Below are 19,745 nucleotides of genomic sequence, written 5' to 3' on the forward strand. Positions count from 1 at the left end.
AAACAAAACGGATGATTGGAACTATGACAACCAATGATTTTTGGAACATCATCGACCAAGCATGTCCTGATTCATGCGATATTGGAAAGTTCAACCAAAACTTGATGCGCTTATTGGAATCTTTGCCTGATGAAGATTTGTTGTACTTTCATTATTTCTTTGAGATGTACGAATGCACTGTCATTGCCGGTCCCAATAAATTAATCTGGCCTGCACTATCTTTAGTATACGGTGGTAGGCATGCATACAATACTTACGGTTTTGCCGACTGGTTGATTTTGCAAGGAAAAAGCAAATATCTTGCTGTTTTACACGATGCCGACCGGCTGTCTGATACCGAAGCTGCGCCAAACTATTGCAGTGGCAGCCTAAAGGGGCATGAACATGAATATCCCGAGCAGCGTTATTTAGCCAGTCGAATCTATTGCAAACGAAAATGTATCGGTATCCGTGCATTCAAGAAAATCGCCGACGAATTTGCGCAAAAGGCCAATATAGAATGGCAAGATGTTAGGCAGCGGGAATTAAACATCCCCACCCGTCAATACGACAGAGATTGGACACTGGAAGACCTTGCTGCAGTACTGCCGAATACTTATCGAAAATATATTATGTTTGAACACTAAACATATATTTTCAGACGACCTAACTATGAAACATCAGCGTACCAACTCTGTAAGTACGATGCCTCCCAAGCGACTCATCAAGATACTTGGCTACCTGCGTGAATATGCTCAAAAGTGGAACGCAAGATACGAAGAAATCGCCGAGCAAGTCTGCCACGCATTTGCCGATACCAAGCTGAAAGACGGAATCGGAATATTGGAAGCCGACTGCGTGGATGACTGGATGGATACCAATGATTCGGAACGTTGCCGCTATCGCGCTGAAGATGAACGGGATTATTGGGAAAATGTCCTTTTTCAAGGACACCAAATAGGAGAGATTCCGCGTTTTAATCCCTGCTCCGCCATCACATTTATGGATAGTATGGGTAGGCATTTCTCCCTGCCATATTACTTGCTTTGGGCATTACAAGACCCAGACGGTATAATTGCCGATACATTGGCTTATGCATTGGAGAACAGCTATTACACTGATGAACTGCTGCTCAACGCTGCTCAACAACGTGCTTTGTTGAATGCAGTCCATTTTCTCGTGGAAATAACGGCAAATACCTACGATGACGGTTACTATTCGTGTATCAACAGTCCATGGCAGGCTGCATTTGAACATTTAAATCAAACTTTGTCAGATGCCAATATTTTGCCCGATAAAAAGTAAGCCTTTTAAAAGAACGTCGTCTGAAAGAACAAATACGTTTTTTAAGAGCAATTTTGAAGTATGCAGTGACAAGACAGTTCTGTTTCGCATACGAATAGAATAGATAAAAAGCACGAAGCAAAGGAATCTCATGTCCACCGAGCAACAACAACTGCACTCCATCGCTGTTAACCATATCCAACACTGCTTCAGCCACATCAAGCAACAGGTCGAACAGGCAGGCAAAGAAGTTGCCGCGTATTATTTCTATTTGGTGGACGACTTTTTTGCCGCAGGCAACGCCGCAATTACCCATCAGGATTTAGCAGCCTTTGCTGCCAAGCACAAGAAAGAATACAAAAATTGCACCATCCTGCAGGCGATTTGGGATGGTAGATGCACACTTTATGAAGACAAAACCGAAATCCAGAATGCTTCAGATGACTGGCTGGAAAACCAAAGCGAGCTCTACCAAGTTGCATACCGTGGCATAGAAAATCTAGATGATGACGACACCTATCAGCAAAAACGCACCGAATACGAAACAGCCCTGATAGCCGCACTACAACAATGCGACCAAGAAGGTCTGTTCGGCATATGATGAAAATGACGAACAATCTCTGCTTTACCGTTCCGCCACGCAGCTCAACCCACCGGATACTTACCCAAAATTGATAGGTTGATGTTTTCAGACGACCCTGAAATCAGCCTACACCATTAAACTCTTTAAAATCCCACTTATTTAAACTAAAAGACTCTTATGACCCAATACACCCTCAAACAAGCCAGCCAACTGCTGCAATCCAAACAAATCTCCGCCGTCGAACTGGCAACCGAATACCTCGCCGCCATTGCTGCACAGAACCCGGCTATCAACGGCTACATCACTCTCGACCAAGACAAAACTCTCGCCGAAGCCCGTGCCGCCGATGCATGTATCGCGCAAGGCAACGCTACCGCACTCACCGGCGTACCCATCGCCTACAAAGACATTTTCTGTCAAACAGGTTGGCGCAGCGCGTGCAGCTCCAAAATGCTGGACAACTTTGTCTCCCCCTACACTGCCACCGTCGTCCAAAACCTGCTTGACGAAGGCATGGTAACGCTCGGCCGTACCAATATGGACGAGTTTGCTATGGGGTCAACCAATGAAACCTCATTCTACGGCGCGACTAAAAATCCGTGGAATCCCGAACACGTTCCTGGCGGTTCGTCCGGCGGCTCCGCAGCCGTTGTTGCAGCGCGTCTTGCTCCTGTCGCGCTCGGTTCCGATACCGGCGGCTCTATCCGCCAGCCTGCTTCACACTGCGGCATCACCGGCATCAAACCTACCTACGGCACAGTTTCCCGCTTCGGCATGGTTGCCTACGCCTCCAGTTTCGACCAAGCAGGCCCGATGGCGCAAACTGCCGAAGACTGCGCGATTTTGCTTAATGCAATGGCGAGCTTTGACGAGCGCGATTCCACCAGCTTAGAACGCAACAAAGAAGACTATACCCGCGATTTGGACAAACCGCTCAAAGGCATGAAAATCGGCCTGCCTAAAGAATATTTCGGCGAAGGCGCGGATGCCGATGTGCAGGCTGCTTTACAAAGCGTCATTGACCTTTTAAAAGCGCAAGGTGCGGAAACCATTGAAGTTTCCCTGCCCCAAACCGCCCTGTCCATCCCCGCTTACTACGTCCTAGCTTCCGCCGAAGCCAGCACCAACCTTTCCCGCTACGACGGCGTACGCTACGGCCACCGCGCCGCCCAATTCGGCGACCTAGAAGAAATGTACAGCAACACCCGCGCTGAAGGTTTCGGCAGCGAAGTCAAACGCCGCATCATGATTGGTACTTATGTGTTGTCGCACGGCTACTACGATGCCTATTACCTGAAAGCCCAAAAATTGCGCCGCCTTGTTTCTAATGATTTTCAGACGGCATTCGCGCAATGTGATTTCATCCTCGCCCCGACTGCGCCCACCGCCGCTCCCAAACTCGGCAGCGACATCCACGATCCCGTGCAGATGTACCTTTCCGACATCTACACCATCGCTGTAAATTTGGCAGGTTTGCCAGCCTTGACATTGCCCGCAGGTTTCAGCAGCAGCGGACTACCCATTGGCGTGCAATTTATCGGCAACCACTTCTCCGAAGCCAAAATCCTTGGCGTAGCGCATCAAATACAGTTGGCGAGCGATTGGCATACAAAAGCACCCGCGTGAGGTTTACAGGTAGCCTTTGAGGTCGTCTGAAAAAGGCTACCTGTAAATAGTGGAATTCGTAGCATTATTGTTTTGAATCATTTTTTTTCAGGTAGCCTGAAGTAATGTTCCAATTAAAAATTCCAGAAAACTACAGCAAACTACTCAAAAAATATGAAGGTCTGGATGGCAAACTCAAACAGGAGCAAGACCAATTTGGCTACGAATTGTTTACCGAAACCCATATTTTTTACAACTCAGACGAAATCCTAAAATATAGCCGCGAGCTACCCAAGGATTTCCCCACAGAGGAAGCTGAAGAATATGCCGACTACCAAAATCAAAACGCATACGATTTAGGCTATATCACTAATTTCTCGCAAATCCTCGTATTCGGTGTTGATGGCAGCAATTGCCCGTTCTGCATGGACTTCTCAGAAAACAAAGAAATACCTCGCGTGATTTATTGGGATGACGGCGAACTGACATGGCGTGTTATTGCTAATTCATTAGAAGATTTTTTTAATTTATTTAATTGGTCATAATTTAGACGGCAACTTTCCTGCAGTCTGAAACTAACAAAATCACAAAAATAATGGAATATTACGATTACTTTTCCCCAAAATTTTGGGAAGTCTTATGGCAAGCAGCGGGGCTGGAAATATACACAAACATTGTGCTATTTCTGCTGTTATGGCTTATCCTTTCTACACTTGTTACATACATTTTGTGGCGCAAACGCCCCAGATCACCACATTTTTGGCGAAAACATTTATTACTCAATAGCATTATCTGCCTGCCTTTAAGTCTGTTTATCAACCTTGGTTACATAGTCATGAACTTTATCATGCCGGCTCGCAATCAAGCGGCATCTTATGGGCAATTGACGCTACACCCTCTGGAACAAACATTTGTTACTTTATTTAATGTTATTTATTCCTACGAATGGTTGTTTCTAGTATCTGCTGTGGTTGCTGTGAATGTATTGCTACTGGCTATTTGGCGTAAAAAGATTTTTAAACAATCAACGTTATCCTGAATACAAACAGGTTTCTATGTATTTTAAAAACCTGCCCAATGAAAAATCAAATATCCCCTATTTAAAACAACCCAAATTCAAAGGAAACTTAAACTATGACTTGGGAAACCGTAATCGGCTTGGAAATCCACGTCCAGCTCAACACCCAATCCAAAATCTTCAGCGGCGCATCGACCGCATTCGGTGCGGAACCCAATGCGCACGCCAGCGTAGTGGAATGCGCACTGCCGGGCGTGCTGCCGGTAATGAACCGCGAAGTCGTTGAAAAAGCCATCAAATTGGGCTTGGCTTTGGATGCGAAAATCAATCAGAAAAACGTGTTCGACCGCAAAAACTACTTCTATCCTGATTTGCCAAAAGGCTATCAAATCAGCCAGTTGGATTTACCGATTGTCGAACACGGCAAACTGGAAATCGTGGTCGGCGACGATGTGAAAACCATCAATGTAACCCGCGCGCACATGGAAGAAGATGCGGGCAAATCCGTGCATGAAGGCTTGAACGGCGCGACCGGTATTGACTTGAACCGTGCTGGTACGCCGCTGTTGGAAGTGGTCTCCGAACCTGAAATGCGTTCCGCCGCCGAAGCCGTTGCCTACGCCAAAGCTCTACACAGCTTGGTAACCTGGCTGGACATCTGCGACGGCAATATGGCGGAAGGTTCGTTCCGCGTCGATGCCAACGTATCCGTGCGCCCGAAAGGTCAAGCGGAATTCGGCACGCGCCGCGAGATTAAAAACCTCAATTCCTTCCGCTTCTTGGAGCAGGCGATTAATTACGAAGTGGAAGCGCAAATCGAGATTTTGGAAGACGGCGGCAAAGTACAGCAGGCAACCATGTTGTTTGACCCGGAAAAGGGCGAAACCCGCGTGATGCGTTTGAAAGAAGACGCGCACGACTACCGCTACTTCCCCGACCCGGATTTGCTGCCCGTCATTATTTCAGACGACCGGTTGCAAAAAGCCAAAGCAGAAATGCCCGAGCTGCCGAAAGAAATGTCGGCGCGTTTCGTAGCAGACTACGGCGTGAGCGACTACGATGCGCACCTGCTCACCGCCAGCCGCGTGCAGGCTGCCTATTTTGAAGAAGCCGCCAAAGCCAGTGGACAAGGCAAGCTGACTGCCAATTGGATGAACGGCGAACTCGCTGCTACGCTGAACAAAGAAGGCATGGAACTTGCCGACAGCCCAATTACCGCTCCGCGCCTTGCCGCTCTGGTAGGCAAAATCGCCGACGGCACATTAAGCAGCAAATTGGCGAAAAAAGCCTTTGAAGCCATGTGGGCAGAACCCGAAGCTACCATCGCCGAAATCATCGAAAAACACGGCTTGCAACAGATGACCGATACCGGCGCGATTGAAGCTATGGTGGATGAAGTGCTGGCAAACAATGCCAAAGCCGTGGAACAGTTCAAATCCGGCAACGAAAAAGCCCTGAATGCGATTGTGGGACAAGTGATGAAGGCTAGTAAAGGCAAAGCGAATCCCGCGCAGGTGCAGGAATTGATTAAAGCGAAATTGGCTTAAGTAAGATAAAGGCTGTCTGAAAACGGTAAAATGGTTTTCAGGCAGCCTTTAAGCCAACTAGAATCGGTAATTTAAGCTGATAAATTCAACAACACTTTCATGCAACCTTTCCTAATATTAGGTCCTGTCCCAATTTAATGCGCTAACAATCTTGGTAGATATTAAAATTATTGAATTAAACAAGGATAAAACATGACCGAGCAAGAATACCGCGAAACTTTCTCCGAAGACCAATCCGTCGGCTGGGATGCTATCGATGCCAAACTCGAAAAGCTTTACGGCAACACCAAGCTGCGTCATTACGGCAGTATCGTCAAATACTGTATTGGCGGAGAAGACCCGCTGGACGGCATCAGTATCTACGATTGCAAAGAACAAACACCACACCGCCACATCATCTCCTACGGCATGAGCGAACTTTACTTTTCTCCGGAAAGCGCTGATGCCGAATTCAGCAAATGGGGCTTTGAATTTACCTTCCGTATTACCCCCTACAAACTTGACCCCGATTCGAACCACGGCACGCCGCACGAACCATTTTGGGCTATCAATCTGATGAATAACTTAGCCCGCTATGTTTTTGAGAGCAAAAAATGGTTCGAACCCTACCACTTTATTCCTACCAACAGTCCTATTCGAAGTGATACTGAAACCGCTCTGGTCGGTATCGCTTTTGTTCCTGATCCCAAACTGCCCGCTATTGACACACCGAATGGCAAAGTTGATTTTCTGCAGATGGTTGGTCTGACTCAATCCGAGCTGGATTGGTTGTGGCAAGAACCTTCAACCGCCCGCTGCAAAGAGCTGATCGACAAAATGCGTGTTGACAATCCCCTTCTGATAACGGATTTGGCGCGTACACGCAGTTATGTATAGCCACCTATACGCTTTTATCAATCAAATACCGCTTTTCATCTTGAACAGTTCGCGAATCCCAACGCTACTCCGCTTTCAGACGACGTCAGGTTGAGACTAAATGCCAATAATTTGGATACGTTGGAAAAGGGGCATTTGATTGGGAATGGGATGAAGATAAGCGTAGATGAATTGGGGAAAAAAGTTTTAGAACACATCGGTAAGAATGAACCGTTATTGTTGAAAAATCTACTGGTTAACTTCAATTAGGGAGAACATGAAGAAGTTAGGAAGTTGATTGGAGAGTTGATTAGGGTAGATTTTATTCAAATGAAAGACTAGGCTATGAAATCAAAATTTGTGTATAAGTTACTGGTAATTTCAAAGTACCTGTATATTTTAATTTGTATATCAATACCGATCGTTTTTATTTATGAAAGTTACCAAAGAGATAATGTTGATTTTATGATTTATATTCATGCTTTTATTATTTTTTCCATATTGGGTGTATTGACTCAATATTCTACGTCTAATTTTTTTGAAAAGGAAAAATAACATGATTGAACTATTTCCCGTTGAAACCGAAATTGCAAAATGTCTTCTTCGGAGCATTTTCTGAAAATTGCCAAAATCATGGTTTTGTGGGCTGCATTGTTGGGAATGTGCATGGACGGCTGAATTGAACGAGGATGATGCGGGTGACTGTACTGCTGAACAAAGAACAGCAACCGATGAACCTGAAAATGATTCATCTGTTTTTAGTCAGTCTTGCCATGCCATCTGAAAACAAAGCTTGGTTTTCAGCCGACCTTAAAGCCATTACAAATCAAGGAATAAGATGAAAATAATATTACCCGCAGTGCTATTGCTGGCAACAGCTTCCTCATTTGCAAAGAATCACGACAATCAGCCTTTTACTCCTCAAACAGTACAGGATGTATTGCATTGCAAGGTGTCATCGTTGGATTTTTCGCTTTGGATTCCGGAAAATTTCACCGGCTATCTTGATCCAAATGAACGTGCAGGAGAAAATGTGGGACGTTTTGTCAATGAAATCGACAATATTACTTACCGTTACCGCTTGCCATTTAAGGTGCGTCTTGCCAACCCCTTAGATGGAAAAGAAGTAGAAGGGCAGTATGTCGCTATTCGCAACAATGCTATCTATTTGGAAATTGATTGGACACGATATCCCAAATTGCATTCACTATACCGTCAGAAATATCAGGAAGACCTTCAAGAGCTGACGCAACAGCTAATGGGACAAGATATCACTTCCAAAATGACACCTAAAAAACTGGATACATTGGGCTATGATGTGCCTGCTGTCGAAAAATCGATAACAGATCCCAATAAAAAATCTAAGATATGGAAATATTTTGGCTTTGCTGCTGTCTTTAAAGCAGATGTACTAAGGGGTGATTCAGATAAGGGCTATATCGGCTGCCGTTATCCGTTGTAGACTGTCTTCCAAAAACGGGGGTCGTCTGAAAGTTGATTTTTCAGACGACCTTTTAACTTAATCTATTCAAACCACACCAAGCCATGACCCACACCATTACCCTACCCGACCAAACCACCTTCACCGCCAACGATGGCGAAACTGTTTTAGCCGCTGCCGCCCGTCAAAACCTCAATCTGCCCCATTCCTGCAAAAGCGGTGTCTGCGGACAATGCAAAGCCGAACTGGTCAGCGGCGATATTCAAATGGGCGAACACTCGGAACAGGCTTTGTCCGAAGCAGAAAAAGCGCAAGGCAAGATTTTGATGTGCTGCACCACTACACAAAGCGACATCAGCATCAACATCCCCGGTTACAACGCCAACGCCCTCCCCGTCCGCACCCTGCCCGCCCGTATCGAAAGCATGGTTTTCAAACACGATGTCGCCCTCCTGAAACTTGCCCTGCCCAAAGCCCCGCCGTTTGCCTTCTACGCCGGGCAATACATTGATTTACTGCTGCCGGGCAACGTCAGCCGCAGCTACTCCATCGCCAATTCGCCCGACCAAGAAGGCATTTTGGAACTGCACATCCGCAGGCGCGAAAATGGCGTCTGTTCGGAAATGATTTTCGGCAGCGAACCCAAAGTCAAAGAAAAAGGCATTGTTCGCATCAAAGGCCCGCTCGGTTCGTTTACCTTGCAAGAAGACAGCGGCAAACCGATCATCCTGCTAGCAACCGGTACAGGCTATGCACCCATCCGCAGCATCCTGCTCGACCTTATCCGCCAAGACAGCAACCGCGCCGTCCATCTTTACTGGGGCGCGCGTCATCAAGATGATTTGTACGCCCTCGAAGAAGCGCAAGAGCTGACAGGTCGTCTGAAAAACGCCCGCTTCACTCCCGTCCTTTCAAAAGCCGATGAGGGCTGGCAAGGCGAAAAAGGATACGTCCAAACCGCCGTCCAGAAAGATTATCCCGATTTGAGCGGCTACGAAGTTTATGCCTGCGGCTCTGTCGCCATGATCGAAAGCGCGAAATCCGTGTTGGCTGCACAATGCAGCCTGCCTGAAACAGCCTTCTATTCGGACGCATTCTCGCCGGCGCAATAAATATATCCGCGCCAACCTAAACCTGCCGCAACCGAAAAAGGCTTAGAAACAGAGTTGTCTTAAAAAATATAGTGGATTAAATTTAAACCAGTACGGCGTTGCCTCGCCTTAGCTCAAAGAGAACGATTCTCTAAGGTGCTGAAGCACCAAGTGAATCGGTTCCGTACTATTTGTACTGTCTGCGGCTTCGTCGCCTTGTCCTGATTCAAATTTGATCCACTATAATGTGCCGATGTCGTCGAACAAGTTTTCAGACGACCTCGGCACATTATTTCGTAAAAGGTCGTCTGAAAACTAATTTAGCAAGGGTTTGCTCAGGTTTTCAGACGACCTTCGGATTTGGGCGAACCTTATTCCGCTACCGTTTTACGAATCAGTTTTTCCGCATTGGCGAGTGTGTTTTCCACTTCGGCGAACTCTATTTTGCTGCCCGACACCAGCGCGTGCGTGTCGTTGAACACGACTTGAACTGCGCCTTCGGTTTCGGTAACGAGGACGCGCAATGGCAGTTGCAGGGCGAAGGCGGGGTCTTTTTGCATCAGCGGCGTGCCTGCTTTGGGCGTGCCGAAAACGATGACTTTCGCAGGCTGCATGTCCAAACCGCTTTGGCGCGCGGCGGCTTGGTGGTCGATGACGGCGAACACGGTCATGCCTTTTTCTTTAACGGCGGTTTCCAAACGGCGGACGGTATCGTCGAAGCTGTATTTGCTGACGGCGGTATGGGTTTGATTCATGGCTGAACTTTGTCGGGAATCGGGTTGTCGGGCGGCATCGCCGCTATGTGAAGCGCAGGCGGTCAGGGCGGCGAGAATGGCGGCTGCGGCGAAGGTGCGTATCGGTTTCATGTTTTTCCTTGGATAAAAGGTCGTCTGAAACTTTTTCAGACGACCTTGTTTGTTGTTATTTCAAACCTTTTTTCAGCAAGTCTTCGTAACCGCCGTGATTGGTTACGTTGGTGTAGCCTGCTTTTTTCAACTCGGCAAGCGCGACTTCGGCACGGCGGCCACTGCGGCAGTAGAGGTTGACGGGCGCGTTTTTGTCGGGGCTGACGCTTTTGATGCGTTCGACGATTTGTTCGTGCGGAATGTTGACCGAACCTTGCAGGTGGCCGGATTTGAATTCTTCTTCGGAACGTACGTCAATCCATACGCCTTTAGCTTTAGCAGGTTGCGCGCTGGCGGCTTTAGCAGCGGGCGCGGCATAGGATACGGCGGCAGGAAGGATGAGTGCGGCGGCAGTCAGCGCAGCAGTCAGTAATTTTTTCATGGTTGTTTCTCCAAACGGTTGAACAAAGACATCAATCTAAACGGTTCGGCGGCAAAAAGCAATGCCCGTCAGCAGAAGGGTCGTCTGAAACGGGAGTGGTTTTCAGACGACCCTTTGAGACAAAATCAACGCTGTGCGTCAACCGCTTCCAAAGCACGCAGGGCATAAGTGTAGGCAGCGCCTGCGTTCAGGGAAATGGCGGTCGCCAGCGCGCCGGCGATTTCGCTTTCAGTCGCGCCCGCTTTGGCGGCTGCAGCGGCGTGTACGCTGATGCAGCTTTCGCAACGGGTAGTGATGGCGACGGCGAGGGCAATCAGCTCGCGGGTTTTCGCATCCAACGCTTCGGCTGCGGCGGCTTGTTCCAGCGCGCCGTAGGCTTGCAGCATTTTCGGGTGGTTTTTACCCAGCTCGCCGAATGATTTTTTCACGTGTGCGGTGTGTTCGGGCCAATTTAGAAACATTTTGATTTCCTTTCCAATGTGTTTGATATGAAGGATGCTGCTCTTTCATGGCAAATTTCAATTTAATCCGCCATCTTTACATCCGATGAATGGCATTATTGCAATAATTTGACTATTATAATCGTCAAATCATCTCATTCACTTGCAAAAAATACTTATGGACACTTTGGACAAACTCATCGAACTGGCGCAAATCACCGGCAGCGTGGACATACAATGCCTGTTCCGCGACAAATGGTACGCCCCGCACGGACGCAGACGCGCACACGGCATCGCGCACCTTGTCGTCGCAGGAGAAAGCTACATCAAAATCGAAGGCGAACCCGAAGCACGTCTCTTACAAACCGGCGACCTTATCTTTTTCCCGCGCAGCGCGGAGCACATCATCAGCAGCGAAGCAGACTGCAACAACTGTGGCGATACACCGCATATCAACAACAGCGGCGCATTCACAGTCGCCTCATCCCGTAGCGGCGGCGAAAAAAGCCTCGATTTGTTCTGCGCCCGCTTCGAATACGACGAACACGCCGACATCATGCACGACCTGCCCGAAACCGTCCTTATCAAGATGGACCATCCCTCGCTGCAATGTCTTATCTCCATGTTGCAATACGAAAGCGCGCACACGCTTTCCGGCTCGCGCGCCATTGTCAACGCCCTTTCCTCCGTACTCCTCGTCCTCATCGTCCGCGCCCATCTCGAACAAGGCGGAGAAGCACCTTTGGGCGGCATACTCAATGGCCTGCGCGACAAACGCCTGCGCCAACTCATCCAAACCGTCGTCAGCCGCCCCGAAGACGAGTGGAACATCGAAAAAATGACCGAGCTTGCCAACCTCTCCCGCGCCCAACTCATGCGCCTGTTCAAACAGCAAACCGGCATCAGCCCCCACGCCTTTGTCAACCTCATCCGCCTGCGCCAAGCCGCCGTATTGCTGCGGCAAACCGCCGATTCCGTCCTGTCCGTCGCGCTGAACGTCGGCTTTCAATCCGAAACCCACTTCGGCAAAGCGTTTAAAAAACAATACGGGATTTCGCCAGGGCAATATAGGAAAAACGAAAACGAAACGGCAGATGAAGATACCAGCCGGCCGCTTGAAGGCATTTGAACCCGAAAGGTCGTCTGAAAACGGCAAAGTCAAAAGCGTTATAAACTTTTGATTTATCGTTCAACCATTGTGATACTGCGGAAAAGCCTGTTTGGATACACCGTTTATTTGCCTATATAATCCATTTTTCCCTTTTCAGACGACCTCTTATGCTCAGCTACCGCCACGCCTTCCATGCCGGCAACCATGCCGATATGATCAAGCATTTCATCCTTTTCCTGACGCTTGATTACTTCAATCAAAAAGACAAGCCCTATTGGTATATCGATACCCACAGCGGCGCAGGCTTATATGATTTGAGTGGCAACGAAGCGCAGAAAGTCGGCGAATACAAACAAGGCATCCGGTTGCTCCAAGAGGCGGAACATCTGTCGCCCGAGCTGTCCGCCTTTATCGCCCGTCTAAAATCCATACTCCCGCAAGAACAGCTCTATTGCGGTTCGCCGTGGCTTGCCCAAGCCCTGACGCGCCACAGCGACAAACTGCGTTTGTTTGAGTTGCATCCTGCTGATTTCCAACATTTAAAAAACAATATGGAAGAAGCGCGTTTGGGCAGACGCGGGCAGATTGTGCAGACAGACGGTTTTCGTGGTTTGATTTCGCAGCTGCCCCCGCCGCCGCGCCGTGCTGTTGTCCTGATCGACCCTCCGTATGAAGAAAAGCAAGACTATCAGCGCGTTGTCCAAACTTTAAAAGACGCGCTCAAACGCTTTGAGCAGGGTTGTTATATGGTTTGGTATCCTTGTTTGAGCCGCGAAGAAAGCCGCAAGCTGCCCGAGCAATTGCAAAAGCTGATGCCCGACAGCTACCTGCACGCCGAGTTATACGTCCACACCCCGCGCCCGGACGGATTCGGGATGCACGGCAGCGGCATGTTTATCATCAATCCGCCCTACCTGCTGCCAGAGCTGCTGAAAAACAACCTTCCCGCGTTGACCGACATATTGGCTCAAGACAACGGCGCGCGCTTCATCTTAAACAGCTGCATAAAATAATCATCCTTCCCCAGTCCCACCGAACCAAGACACCGGTGGGAAATCCTGTGGCAGAGGCATCCGATTTAAACTACAATTCACTACATTGTTTTTACGCTTTCAAATTATGACTATCAGACATCCCGCCTCATTGCTTTTGGCTCCCCTTTGTGCGCTTCTTCTATGCTCGTGCGAACGCTCAGTCCAAGATACGGTACAAGAAACCTTCGGCGAAGAGCTTCGCGGTCATTTCATTAGCAGCGCGACCGCCATCTGCGTGGAAAAAGCGCCGAAAAGCAGCGCGATACCGTCTGATACCGTACAGCAAATCTGTTCGTGCGCTTCGGAAAAAACCGCAGACCAGATATCCATCGAAGATATGTCGAAACTCATCGGCGGCGAAGTCGGCGGCGAGCTGAAAACCAAAATCAAGCAAAGCGCGGTCGAATGCGCCAAAGAAATGATAGGCGCCGCCTCCGCTCCTTCAAGCAAAAAATAAATACCGACCTCGTCTGAAAACCATTTTCAGACGACCTTTTCTTTTTTATAGCCAGAAACCGAGTCCGATATGAAAACATTAGCGCAATTCCTACCGCAGCATTTACAGCAAAACAACATTCCTGCCGAATTGGGCAGCGTCCTCGAATCCATTGTTGCCGCCTGCTCCGACATCAGCGGCAAAGTCCGCTTGGGCGCACTCGCCGGCGTGTTGGGCATGGCGGGTACGGGCAATGTTCAGGGCGAAGATCAGAAAAAGCTGGATGTGATTGCCAACGATATCCTGATTGACGTCTTGAAAAACAACGCCCATGTCGCCGGTTTGGCAAGCGAGGAAGAGGATACTTTTGTGGCAGCCAACGAAAACGGCGGCTATCTCGTCTTGTTTGACCCTCTGGACGGCTCGTCCAATATCGACGTCAATATTTCCGTCGGCACGATTTTTTCCGTACTCGCTAAGCCCGAAGGTCGTCTGAATACCGAATCCTTCCTGCAAAAAGGCTGTGACCAAGTGGCGGCAGGTTATGTTTTGTACGGTCCGCAAACCCAATTGGTGTTCACTTTGAAACACGGCGTTTTCGTGTTCACACTCAATGAAAACAACGACTTCGTCCTGACCAAAGAAAATCCAGAAGTTCCGGCATCGACCAAAGAATTTGCCATCAATATGTCCAACTCCCGCCACTGGCAAGCCCCTATGCAGCAATATATTAACGAGCTGCTGGCAGGCGATACGGGCGTTCGCGGTAAAAATTACAATATGCGCTGGGTGGCGAGCATGGTCGCAGAAATCCACCGCATCCTGATGCGCGGCGGCGTGTTTATGTATCCTCAAGACAAACGCGATCCGTCCAAACCCGGCAAGCTGCGCCTGATGTACGAAGCCAACCCGATGAGCCTGATTTTGGAACAGGCAGGCGCAGCGGCAAGCAATGCTTTGGAAAACATGCTCGACATCGTCCCCACGGGTCTGCACCAACGCGTAGCCGTCGTCATGGGCAGCCGCGAGGAAGTCGAATACGTCGGCAAGCTGCATCAGGGCTAACACGTTGAATAGGTAAGATATCCTGCCATAAAAAGGTCGTCTGAAAATCCGTTTCAGCATTCTCTATGAACGTTGAAACAGGTTTTCAGACGACCTTTTGTGTATTTAGTATTCGGGCATTTATAGTGGATTAAATTTAAATCAGGACAAGGCGACGAAGCCGCAGACAGTACAGATAGTACTGCAAGGCGAGGCAACACCGTACTGGTTTAAAGTTAATCCACTATATTGAGTCATCGACAAGGCTCGCTGCTTGGCAAACCTTGAATCAGTTGCCGACCGTTATGAACTTTCGCCCAAAATCATCGAGCCTATGCCCGCATCGGTGAAAATTTCCAGTAAAAGCGCGTTGGGCAGGCGACCGTCAATGATGTGTGTCGCTTTGACACCGTTGCTTGCCGCTTCGACGGCGGAGCTGATTTTGGGCAACATACCGCCGTAGAGCGTGCCGTCTGCGATTAATTCGCCGATACGGCTTGGCGTGAGGTTGGTCAGCAGGTTGCCTTCTTTGTCCATCACGCCGGCGATATTGGTCATCATCAGCAGTTTTTCCGCGTTTAACTCTTCCGCCAGTTTGCCCGCGACCAAGTCCGCGTTGATGTTGAACGCTTCGCCTTTTTCGCCGACACCGATGGGGGCGACGACAGGGATACAGCCGCGTTCGATCAAGCCTTCAATCAGGCGCACGTCTATGCTTTCGACCGTGCCGACTTGTCCGATGTCCACGCCTGCCTGTTCGGGCGTATCGACCAGCAGTTTTTTGGCTTTGATGAAGTGGTTGTCGCGTCCGGTGACGCCAACCGCGCGTCCGCCCTGCAAATTAATCAGCGAGACGATTTCTTTATTGACATGACCGCCCAACACCATTTCTACGATGTCCATCGTTTCGCCGTCGGTAACGCGCATGCCTTGCACGAATTCGCCTTTTTTACCGATTTTTTCCAACATTTCGTTAATTTGCGGTCCGCCGCCGTGAACGATGACGGGATGGATGCCCACCAGTTTGAGCAAGACGACATCGCGGGCGAAGCCTTCTTTCAAAGCAGGCTCGGTCATGGCGTTGCCGCCGTATTTGATGACGATGACGGAGCCAGAAAAACGGCGGATATACGGCAGGGCTTCGGCTAAGATGCGTGCTTTATCGGCTGCGGAAATGGAGTGGGATTTGCTCATAATTGTGTCTCATTGTTAACAATTTAATCATTATAGCGGATTCGCTTTGAATCGGTACAAATCGGCTCTGCTAGTTTCTTCGGCTTTGCCGTCTTGCCATGATTTAAAGCCAAACTGCCCTATCTTAACGTCAAAGGTCGTATGAAACAACATTCCGCAGCCCTTATCGGTTGAGGATGCGCCCGTCGGAATGGTAGAATCAACGGATTCGGGCATATCGGTTTGCCGTCGCCGACGGATACGGTATCGCCCACACATTTTCTCAAACAACGGTTATCCGGTTTACCTGATATACCGAGGACTTTCCCATGATTAAAATCAGCACTCAATTTGACGCCGGCTCCGTTGTTGTCAAAGACCTGACCGACCCCGCCAATATCCGCCTCGAGCTGCGTCCGGACAACGCTTCCGATTTCGCCCAATGGTTTTATTTCCGTCTGCAAGGTGCGGCGTATCAGAATTGCGTGATGCACTTTGAAAACGCGGCGGACTCGGCTTATCCCGAAGGCTGGGAAGATTATCAGGCGTGCGCCTCTTACGACCGCCAAAATTGGTTCCGCGTCCCGACCGAATACGAAAACGGCGTGTTGACCATCAACCATACGCCCTTGTCCAACAGCGTTTACTACGCCTATTTCGAACCCTATTCCCACGAGCAGCATTTAAACCTCTTGGGCGACGCGCAAGGCAGCGGGCTTTGCCGCATTGACGACTTGGGCAGCACCGTACAAGGCCGCGACATCAACCTGTTGACCATCGGCAACCAAGTCGAAAGCGACATGAAAATCTGGATTATCGCGCGCCAGCATCCGGGCGAAACGATGGCGGAATGGTTTATAGAAGGGCTGCTCGGCCGCCTGCTCGATCCGCAAGACCCGACCGCACGCATCTTGCTCGACCGCGCCACTTTCTATATCGTGCCGAACATGAATCCCGACGGCTCGGTATTGGGCAACCTGCGCACGAATGCCGCTGGAACGAACCTCAACCGCGAATGGGAAAATCCGACTTTGGAAAAAAGTCCCGAAGTCTTCCTCGTGCGCGAAAAAATGCTGGAAACCGGCGTGGATTTGTTCCTAGACATTCATGGCGACGAAGCATTACCGTTTGTCTTTGTCGCCGGTACGGAAGGCGTGCCGAACTACAATCCGCGCATCGCCGCACTGGAAACGCAGTTCAAAACCGCCCTGCTCTCCGCCAGTCCAGACTTCCAAGACGAATACGGCTATGACAAAGACGCGCCCGGTCAGGCAAACATGACGCTCGCGACCAACTGGGTGGGCAACCGTTTTGACTGCCTTGCCTATACGCTGGAAATGCCGTTTAAAGACAACGCCAACCTGCCCGACGACGACTTCGGCTGGAACGGTCAACGCTCCTTGCGCTTGGGCGAAGCCATGTTGTCTGCCGTCTTGAACGTTGTCGATGATTTGCGATAATTCTTTTCCCATCACACAAAAGGTCGTCTGAAAATCCTAATCGGCATTTTCAGACGACCTTTGTCGGGCTAAAACACATAAACTGCCCTTCCCATAAGGAACACACATCATGATGATACATCCGAAGTTCAATCCTGTTGCGATCAGTATTGACCCTATCGCCATCCGCTGGTATGCCCTCAGCTATATCGTCGGCTTTATGCTTTTCCTATGGCTGGGTCGCCGCCGTATCAAACAAGGCAACACCGCCTTTACCAAAGAAATGCTCGACGACTTCCTGACTTGGGGCGTGTTGGGCGTCATCCTCGGCGGACGACTCGGCTATATCCTGTTTTACAAATTCTCGTACTACCTCGACCATCCGCTCGAAATGCTCAAAGTTTGGGAAGGCGGCATGTCGTTCCACGGCGGCTTCTTGGGCGTCGTCATCGCCATGTGGCTGTTCAGCCGCAAACACAAAATCAGTACCTTGAAAACCATGGATTTCGTCGCACCGCTCGTTCCGCTGGGCTTGGCTTCCGGCCGTATCGGCAACTTCATCAACGGCGAACTCTGGGGCCGGATTACCGACATCAACGCCTTTTGGGCAATGGGCTTCCCGCAAGCACGCGCAGAAGACCTCAACGCCGCCGTGCGCAACCCGCTTTGGGCAGAATGGATGCAGCAATACCATGTGCTGCCGCGCCACCCTTCGCAACTCTACCAATTCGCCCTTGAAGGCATCTGCCTCTTCATCGTCGTATGGATTTTCTCCAAAAAACCACGCCCGACCGGACAAGTCGCCTCCCTCTTCCTCGGCGGCTACGGCTTCTTCCGCTTCATCGCCGAATACGCCCGCCAGCCCGACGACTATCTCGGCCTGCTCACCTTGGGCTTGTCGATGGGACAATGGTTGAGCGTTCCGATGATTGTTTTGGGCGCCATCGGCTTCGTCTGGTTCGGTAAGAAAAACCGCCTGAACTGATTGCCCAAAGGTCGTCTGAAAACCCAAACGGGACGCTGTAATAAGCATCCCGTCATCACGTCAGCTATTCCAAACGGGCGCAATTTGCGATTCATCAAACCGAATCGCAAAAAATTTTAAATCCGACTTGGTTTATCCGCCGCCCGATGGTATCTTGGCACACCTTTCCACCTTTTTTAAAGAGAGACTAAAATGTCAGAAGAAAACAAAATCAAAGTCAACGACCTGCCCGAAGACAAAAAAGAACAGTCTGAAGAAGTCGAGCTGCCCGTAGTCAACAACGAAGAAAAACGCGGCGGCCACAGCGAAGGCGGCTGCTGCGGCGCATGCGGCGGTTGATTCCGTTTTGAAAAACAAAGGTCGTCTGAAAACCTGAAACAGGGTTTTCAGACGACTTTTTATAATGTAGGAATATGGCAGATTTTGTATAGTGGATTAACAAAAATCAGGACAAAGCGACGAAGCCGCAGACAGTACAAATAGTACGGAACCGATTCACTTAGTGCTTCAGCACCTTAGAGAATCGTTCTCTTTGAGCTAAGGCGAGGCAACGCCGTACTGGTTTTTGTTAATCCACTATAAAACCAGACGTTCTGCCCAACGCTCTGCCAAATTGTCCAAATACGGCACGAAGTCCGTTCACGACAACTCACGCATCATCCGTCCTGAAAACAAAATAAAAATTTCAAAACAAAACGTCTCAAGCCCGACTAATCAAATGTTCGACCAATGCCGGCACGCCTTCCGCCGCGCGTTTCGGAATCACTTCGACATCCGCGCCCACGCTTTGCGGGTTCGGATCGACCAGATAGCGTTCCGCATCGGGCGGCGCGTAATGAATCAGCGAAGCCGCCGGATAAACCTGCATCGACGTGCCGACAATCATGACCACATCGGCATCGCGCATTTCCTCAACCGCCGCGTCAAACATCGGCACTTGTTCGCCGAAAAACACGATATGCGGGCGCATCGGATTGCCTTGGCTGTCGCGCACATCGTCGGTCTGCTCGCCGGTAAATTCGATGATTTCGTCTTCATCGACGGTGCTACGCAGTTTGTTCAGCTCGCCATGCAGGTGCAATACTTTGCTGCTACCCGCCTTCTCGTGCAGCGCGTCCACATTCTGCGTGATGATGTGAACATCGTAATATTGCGCCAGCTTGACCAACGCCAGATGCGCGGCGTTCGGCTCGGCGGCGTTTGCCTGAAACCTGCGCTGGTTATAGAAATCGATGACGAGCTTGGGATTGCGCGCCAAGGCTTCGGGCGTGCAGACATCCGTCACCTTATGCCCTTCCCACAAACCGCCCGCATCGCGGAAAGTCAGCAACCCGCTGTCGGCGCTGATTCCCGCGCCGGTCAGGACAACGCATTTTTTCATATCGTTGCCCTG

The 19,745-nt window shown here is 49.7% G+C and carries 24 protein-coding genes and 2 pseudogenes; 19 read left to right on the forward strand and 7 right to left on the reverse strand.

The window, feature by feature from the left end:
* Positions 1-23: 23 nt before the first annotated feature.
* The 12 genes and pseudogenes from DBZ16_RS00880 (at position 24) to DBZ16_RS00935 (ending at position 9,424) form a co-directional block, all read left to right on the forward strand.
* Positions 24-626 carry a DUF4240 domain-containing protein gene (locus DBZ16_RS00880; RefSeq protein ID WP_107813079.1) on the forward strand — a complete coding sequence of 201 codons (603 nt, stop codon included), beginning with the start codon at positions 24-26 and terminating at the stop codon, positions 624-626.
* A 25-nt stretch (positions 627-651) separates the two neighbouring features.
* Complete coding sequence (locus DBZ16_RS00885; RefSeq protein WP_240600119.1) at positions 652-1,284, forward strand: DUF6714 family protein; 633 nt, start codon at positions 652-654, stop codon at positions 1,282-1,284.
* 130 nt (positions 1,285-1,414) lie between these two features.
* On the forward strand, positions 1,415-1,864 hold the full coding sequence (locus tag DBZ16_RS00890; protein WP_240600121.1) for a hypothetical protein: 450 nt from the start codon (positions 1,415-1,417) through the stop codon (positions 1,862-1,864).
* Positions 1,865-2,023: 159 nt separating this feature from the next.
* Entirely contained in the window at positions 2,024-3,472 is a 1,449-nt protein-coding gene (gene gatA, locus DBZ16_RS00895) for an Asp-tRNA(Asn)/Glu-tRNA(Gln) amidotransferase subunit GatA (protein ID WP_107812597.1), read from the forward strand.
* A gap of 104 nt (positions 3,473-3,576) precedes the next feature.
* Positions 3,577-3,996 (forward strand): SMI1/KNR4 family protein, encoded by a 420-nt coding sequence (locus DBZ16_RS00900; protein WP_107812598.1) that lies wholly within the window; start codon positions 3,577-3,579, stop codon positions 3,994-3,996.
* A 50-nt stretch (positions 3,997-4,046) separates the two neighbouring features.
* Positions 4,047-4,490, forward strand: a complete 444-nt coding sequence (locus DBZ16_RS00905) for a hypothetical protein (protein ID WP_107812599.1) — start codon at positions 4,047-4,049, stop codon at positions 4,488-4,490.
* Positions 4,491-4,585: 95 nt separating this feature from the next.
* Complete coding sequence (gatB, locus tag DBZ16_RS00910) at positions 4,586-6,016, forward strand: Asp-tRNA(Asn)/Glu-tRNA(Gln) amidotransferase subunit GatB (protein ID WP_107812600.1); 1,431 nt, start codon at positions 4,586-4,588, stop codon at positions 6,014-6,016.
* 192 nt (positions 6,017-6,208) lie between these two features.
* Positions 6,209-6,892: a suppressor of fused domain protein gene (locus DBZ16_RS00915; protein ID WP_107812601.1), complete on the forward strand. Its 684-nt coding sequence runs from the start codon at positions 6,209-6,211 to the stop codon at positions 6,890-6,892.
* A gap of 18 nt (positions 6,893-6,910) precedes the next feature.
* Positions 6,911-7,213 (forward strand): annotated as a pseudogene (locus DBZ16_RS16590) (winged helix domain-containing protein); the annotation flags it as partial.
* Positions 7,214-7,569: 356 nt separating this feature from the next.
* The gene (locus tag DBZ16_RS14620; protein WP_159070273.1) at positions 7,570-7,713 is read left to right on the forward strand and encodes a hypothetical protein; all 144 of its coding nucleotides are present in this window, start codon (positions 7,570-7,572) and stop codon (positions 7,711-7,713) included.
* Positions 7,710-8,333, forward strand: a complete 624-nt coding sequence (locus tag DBZ16_RS00930) for a peptidoglycan-binding protein (protein ID WP_107812602.1) — start codon at positions 7,710-7,712, stop codon at positions 8,331-8,333. Before DBZ16_RS14620 ends, DBZ16_RS00930 begins: the two co-directional genes overlap by 4 nt.
* An 83-nt stretch (positions 8,334-8,416) precedes the next feature.
* The gene (locus DBZ16_RS00935) at positions 8,417-9,424 is read left to right on the forward strand and encodes a 2Fe-2S iron-sulfur cluster-binding protein (protein WP_107812603.1); all 1,008 of its coding nucleotides are present in this window, start codon (positions 8,417-8,419) and stop codon (positions 9,422-9,424) included.
* Between the two features lie 54 nt (positions 9,425-9,478).
* Here the strand turns inward: DBZ16_RS00935 and DBZ16_RS16665 are convergent.
* The 4 genes and pseudogenes from DBZ16_RS16665 to DBZ16_RS00955 all read right to left on the reverse strand — a co-directional run.
* A pseudogene (locus DBZ16_RS16665) lies at positions 9,479-9,690 on the reverse strand (hypothetical protein); the annotation flags it as partial.
* 84 nt (positions 9,691-9,774) lie between these two features.
* Positions 9,775-10,269, reverse strand: a complete 495-nt coding sequence (locus DBZ16_RS00945) for a DUF302 domain-containing protein (RefSeq protein ID WP_107812605.1) — start codon at positions 10,267-10,269, stop codon at positions 9,775-9,777.
* Positions 10,270-10,324: 55 nt separating this feature from the next.
* Positions 10,325-10,690 carry a rhodanese-like domain-containing protein gene (locus DBZ16_RS00950; RefSeq protein WP_107812606.1) on the reverse strand — a complete coding sequence of 122 codons (366 nt, stop codon included), beginning with the start codon at positions 10,688-10,690 and terminating at the stop codon, positions 10,325-10,327.
* Between the two features lie 125 nt (positions 10,691-10,815).
* Complete coding sequence (locus DBZ16_RS00955; RefSeq protein ID WP_045075755.1) at positions 10,816-11,151, reverse strand: carboxymuconolactone decarboxylase family protein; 336 nt, start codon at positions 11,149-11,151, stop codon at positions 10,816-10,818.
* Positions 11,152-11,308: 157 nt separating this feature from the next.
* On the opposite strand from DBZ16_RS00955, the gene DBZ16_RS00960 reads away from it, so the two are divergent.
* The 4 genes from DBZ16_RS00960 (at position 11,309) to DBZ16_RS00975 (ending at position 14,776) form a co-directional block, all read left to right on the forward strand.
* Entirely contained in the window at positions 11,309-12,259 is a 951-nt protein-coding gene (locus DBZ16_RS00960) for a helix-turn-helix transcriptional regulator (RefSeq protein ID WP_107812607.1), read from the forward strand.
* Positions 12,260-12,408: 149 nt separating this feature from the next.
* Positions 12,409-13,254 carry a 23S rRNA (adenine(2030)-N(6))-methyltransferase RlmJ gene (locus DBZ16_RS00965; RefSeq protein ID WP_107812608.1) on the forward strand — a complete coding sequence of 282 codons (846 nt, stop codon included), beginning with the start codon at positions 12,409-12,411 and terminating at the stop codon, positions 13,252-13,254.
* Positions 13,255-13,360: 106 nt separating this feature from the next.
* Positions 13,361-13,732, forward strand: coding sequence for a hypothetical protein (locus tag DBZ16_RS00970; RefSeq protein ID WP_107812609.1), 372 nt, complete (start codon positions 13,361-13,363; stop codon positions 13,730-13,732).
* A gap of 69 nt (positions 13,733-13,801) precedes the next feature.
* On the forward strand, positions 13,802-14,776 hold the full coding sequence (locus tag DBZ16_RS00975) for a class 1 fructose-bisphosphatase (protein ID WP_107812610.1): 975 nt from the start codon (positions 13,802-13,804) through the stop codon (positions 14,774-14,776).
* A 282-nt stretch (positions 14,777-15,058) separates the two neighbouring features.
* Here the strand turns inward: DBZ16_RS00975 and argB are convergent, their stop codons facing one another.
* Both argB and DBZ16_RS00985 read right to left on the reverse strand, forming a co-directional pair.
* Positions 15,059-15,949: an acetylglutamate kinase gene (argB, locus tag DBZ16_RS00980; RefSeq protein WP_107812611.1), complete on the reverse strand. Its 891-nt coding sequence runs from the start codon at positions 15,947-15,949 to the stop codon at positions 15,059-15,061.
* 30 nt (positions 15,950-15,979) lie between these two features.
* Positions 15,980-16,165, reverse strand: coding sequence for a pseudouridine synthase (locus DBZ16_RS00985; protein WP_107812612.1), 186 nt, complete (start codon positions 16,163-16,165; stop codon positions 15,980-15,982).
* A 92-nt stretch (positions 16,166-16,257) separates the two neighbouring features.
* On the opposite strand from DBZ16_RS00985, the gene DBZ16_RS00990 reads away from it, so the two are divergent.
* The 3 genes from DBZ16_RS00990 (at position 16,258) to DBZ16_RS15325 (ending at position 18,691) form a co-directional block, all read left to right on the forward strand.
* Positions 16,258-17,388 carry a M14 family metallopeptidase gene (locus tag DBZ16_RS00990; protein WP_107812613.1) on the forward strand — a complete coding sequence of 377 codons (1,131 nt, stop codon included), beginning with the start codon at positions 16,258-16,260 and terminating at the stop codon, positions 17,386-17,388.
* 109 nt (positions 17,389-17,497) lie between these two features.
* Complete coding sequence (lgt, locus tag DBZ16_RS00995; RefSeq protein ID WP_107812614.1) at positions 17,498-18,352, forward strand: prolipoprotein diacylglyceryl transferase; 855 nt, start codon at positions 17,498-17,500, stop codon at positions 18,350-18,352.
* A 192-nt stretch (positions 18,353-18,544) separates the two neighbouring features.
* A complete protein-coding gene (locus tag DBZ16_RS15325; protein WP_003767024.1) occupies positions 18,545-18,691 on the forward strand; it encodes a hypothetical protein in 147 nt (48 codons plus the stop codon).
* 361 nt (positions 18,692-19,052) lie between these two features.
* Here DBZ16_RS15325 and DBZ16_RS01000 read toward each other — a convergent pair whose 3' ends face one another.
* A complete protein-coding gene (locus DBZ16_RS01000) occupies positions 19,053-19,733 on the reverse strand; it encodes an SIR2 family NAD-dependent protein deacylase (protein ID WP_107812615.1) in 681 nt (226 codons plus the stop codon).
* Positions 19,734-19,745 lie beyond the last annotated feature (12 nt).

Origin of the sequence: Neisseria sicca (genome assembly GCF_003044565.1) — a bacterium.
Taxonomy (GTDB): domain Bacteria; phylum Pseudomonadota; class Gammaproteobacteria; order Burkholderiales; family Neisseriaceae; genus Neisseria; species Neisseria sicca_A.

Bases quoted from the DNA above. Each gene is read 5' to 3' on its own strand.
- DBZ16_RS00970 (WP_107812609.1), top strand. From the start codon at position 13,361: ATGACTATCAGACATCCCGCCTCATTGCTTTTGGCTCCCCTTTGTGCG.
- gatB (WP_107812600.1), top strand. From the start codon at position 4,586: ATGACTTGGGAAACCGTAATCGGCTTGGAAATCCACGTCCAGCTCAAC.
- DBZ16_RS00950 (WP_107812606.1), bottom strand. From the start codon at position 10,690: ATGAAAAAATTACTGACTGCTGCGCTGACTGCCGCCGCACTCATCCTT.
- DBZ16_RS00975 (WP_107812610.1), top strand. From the start codon at position 13,802: ATGAAAACATTAGCGCAATTCCTACCGCAGCATTTACAGCAAAACAAC.
- lgt (WP_107812614.1), top strand. From the start codon at position 17,498: ATGATGATACATCCGAAGTTCAATCCTGTTGCGATCAGTATTGACCCT.
- DBZ16_RS00900 (WP_107812598.1), top strand. From the start codon at position 3,577: ATGTTCCAATTAAAAATTCCAGAAAACTACAGCAAACTACTCAAAAAA.
- DBZ16_RS15325 (WP_003767024.1), top strand. From the start codon at position 18,545: ATGTCAGAAGAAAACAAAATCAAAGTCAACGACCTGCCCGAAGACAAA.
- DBZ16_RS01000 (WP_107812615.1), bottom strand. From the start codon at position 19,733: ATGAAAAAATGCGTTGTCCTGACCGGCGCGGGAATCAGCGCCGACAGC.
- DBZ16_RS00880 (WP_107813079.1), top strand. From the start codon at position 24: ATGACAACCAATGATTTTTGGAACATCATCGACCAAGCATGTCCTGAT.
- DBZ16_RS00930 (WP_107812602.1), top strand. From the start codon at position 7,710: ATGAAAATAATATTACCCGCAGTGCTATTGCTGGCAACAGCTTCCTCA.
- DBZ16_RS00965 (WP_107812608.1), top strand. From the start codon at position 12,409: ATGCTCAGCTACCGCCACGCCTTCCATGCCGGCAACCATGCCGATATG.
- DBZ16_RS00885 (WP_240600119.1), top strand. From the start codon at position 652: ATGAAACATCAGCGTACCAACTCTGTAAGTACGATGCCTCCCAAGCGA.
- DBZ16_RS00915 (WP_107812601.1), top strand. From the start codon at position 6,209: ATGACCGAGCAAGAATACCGCGAAACTTTCTCCGAAGACCAATCCGTC.
- DBZ16_RS00985 (WP_107812612.1), bottom strand. From the start codon at position 16,165: ATGCCCGAATCCGTTGATTCTACCATTCCGACGGGCGCATCCTCAACC.
- DBZ16_RS00990 (WP_107812613.1), top strand. From the start codon at position 16,258: ATGATTAAAATCAGCACTCAATTTGACGCCGGCTCCGTTGTTGTCAAA.
- DBZ16_RS00905 (WP_107812599.1), top strand. From the start codon at position 4,047: ATGGAATATTACGATTACTTTTCCCCAAAATTTTGGGAAGTCTTATGG.
- DBZ16_RS00945 (WP_107812605.1), bottom strand. From the start codon at position 10,269: ATGAAACCGATACGCACCTTCGCCGCAGCCGCCATTCTCGCCGCCCTG.
- DBZ16_RS00955 (WP_045075755.1), bottom strand. From the start codon at position 11,151: ATGTTTCTAAATTGGCCCGAACACACCGCACACGTGAAAAAATCATTC.
- gatA (WP_107812597.1), top strand. From the start codon at position 2,024: ATGACCCAATACACCCTCAAACAAGCCAGCCAACTGCTGCAATCCAAA.
- DBZ16_RS00935 (WP_107812603.1), top strand. From the start codon at position 8,417: ATGACCCACACCATTACCCTACCCGACCAAACCACCTTCACCGCCAAC.
- DBZ16_RS00960 (WP_107812607.1), top strand. From the start codon at position 11,309: ATGGACACTTTGGACAAACTCATCGAACTGGCGCAAATCACCGGCAGC.
- DBZ16_RS00890 (WP_240600121.1), top strand. From the start codon at position 1,415: ATGTCCACCGAGCAACAACAACTGCACTCCATCGCTGTTAACCATATC.
- argB (WP_107812611.1), bottom strand. From the start codon at position 15,949: ATGAGCAAATCCCACTCCATTTCCGCAGCCGATAAAGCACGCATCTTA.